Origin of the sequence: Streptomyces gelaticus, assembly GCF_014649535.1 — a bacterium.
GTDB lineage: Bacteria > Actinomycetota > Actinomycetes > Streptomycetales > Streptomycetaceae > Streptomyces > Streptomyces gelaticus.
On sequence record NZ_BMTF01000074.1, the window covers coordinates 1 to 1,832 of the forward strand.

Here is a 1,832-nt window from a genome sequence, read left to right on the forward strand (position 1 = left end):
GACATACCCACTCCAGCCCCGCCAGAACACCACCCAAGCCAGCCAACCTAACGAAGTACTACTAGAAGATCACTGAAAATCTCGGGTTCTGGCCCCGTGGGTGCTGACGTGGGGCCAGACTGCTGTGCGTGCAGGGGGAATGGGCTGGGGAGACGGTCGGCCCGGACGTGTGGGAGACCTGCCGGGAGCTGATCCCGGCGGGGAGTGTGTTCGCGTTCCTGGCCGAGCACCGGGAGCGGTTGCTGCCCGCGTCGATGTTCGCGGACATGTACCCCTCGGCCAACGGGCGGCCGAGTCTGCCGCCGCAGGTGCTGGCCGTGGCGGTGGTGCTGCAGAGCCTGTACGGAACCTCGGACGTGGAGACCGTGCTGGAGCTGCGGTGCGACCTGCGGTGGAAGGCGGCGTGCGGGCTGGGCCTGCACGACACCGCGTTCGACCCGTCCCTGCTGACCTACTTCCGGCGGCGCCTGCAGCGCTCCTCCGATCAGGGGCGGGTCTTCACCCGGGTCAGAGAGGTCGTGGCCGCAACCGGCATCCTGCGCGGGAAGCGGAGGCGGGCGTTGGATTCCACGGTGTTCGACGACGCGGTCGCCACCCAGGACACGGTCACCCAGCTGATCTCGGCGATCCGGCGGGTGATCCGCGAGGTCCCTGGCGCCGGCGAGATCGCCGCGCAGTACCTGGGCGCCCACGACTACACCGATGCGGGCAAACCTCGGATCGCCTGGGACGACGAGCAGGCCCGCGCCGCGCTGGTCGACGCCCTGGTCACGGATGCGGTCAACCTGCTGGGCCGCCTGCCCGAGCAGGAGTTGGGTGAGCGGGCCGCGAACGCGGTCGGGCTGCTGGCGCTGGTTGCCGGCCAGGACGTGGAGCCCGCCGAGGACTCCGATGGCCGCGACGGACGCTGGCGTATCACCCGCGGCACGGCCCGAGACCGGACGGTCTCCACCGTCGATCCCGAGGCGCGGCACATCCACAAGAACCGCACCCGCCACCAGGAGGGCTTCAAGGGCCACGTCGCCATCGAGCCGGAGACCGGCCTGTTCACCGAGGTCGCGCTGCGGCGCGGCAGCGGGCCGGAGAACCACGAGGCGAAGGTCGCCGAGGACCTCCTGGCCGAGGAGACGGAGCCGGTCCAGGTACTCGGCGACTCCGCCTACGGCACCGCCGACCTGCGCGAACACCTCGAACAGGCCAGCCACGACCAGGTCCTCAAACCACCGCCGCTCCGCCCGGCGGTCCCCGGCGGCTTCACGAGCGACGACTTCTCCATCGACACCGAAAACAGCCAGGTCACCTGCCCGGCAGGACACATCGTCACGCTCGGCAAACCACTCAAGGGCGAATTCCGGCAGGCCCAGTTCAAAAAGCTGTGCACCGGCTGCCCGCTGCGCGAGCGCTGCGCCACCTCCAAGACCGGCCGCGTCCTGCAGGTCCATCCCCAGCACCAGCGGCTGGCCGACGCCCGCCGCCAAGCGGCCGACCCCGCCTGGAAGGACACCTACCGCCGCTGGCGCCCGCCCGTCGAACGCGGCATCGCCTGGCTGACTGCCCAAGGCAACCGCCGCTTGCGCTACCTCGGCACCCTGAAGAACGACACCTGGCTCAGAAACCGCGCCGCTGCCCTCAACCTCCGCCGACTGGTCAACCTCGGCCTCGAACCCGCCAACGGCACCTGAACCCTGACCCCGACGACACCATGAAGCACGGGGGCGCCCCCGCCGCTGGCGGAACCGCCCCCACAACAAGATCTTCAGTGATCTTCTAGTAGTACTTCGTTAGGTTGGCTGGCTTGGGTGGTGTTCTGGCGGGGCTGGAGTGGGTATGTC

Annotated in this window: 1 protein-coding gene; it reads left to right on the forward strand. The window is 69.7% G+C overall.

What is annotated here, in order from left to right:
* Window positions 1-128: 128 nt before the first annotated feature.
* Window positions 129-1,682 (forward strand): IS1182 family transposase, encoded by a 1,554-nt coding sequence (locus IE107_RS34360; protein ID WP_189548259.1) that lies wholly within the window; start codon window positions 129-131, stop codon window positions 1,680-1,682.
* Window positions 1,683-1,832 lie beyond the last annotated feature (150 nt).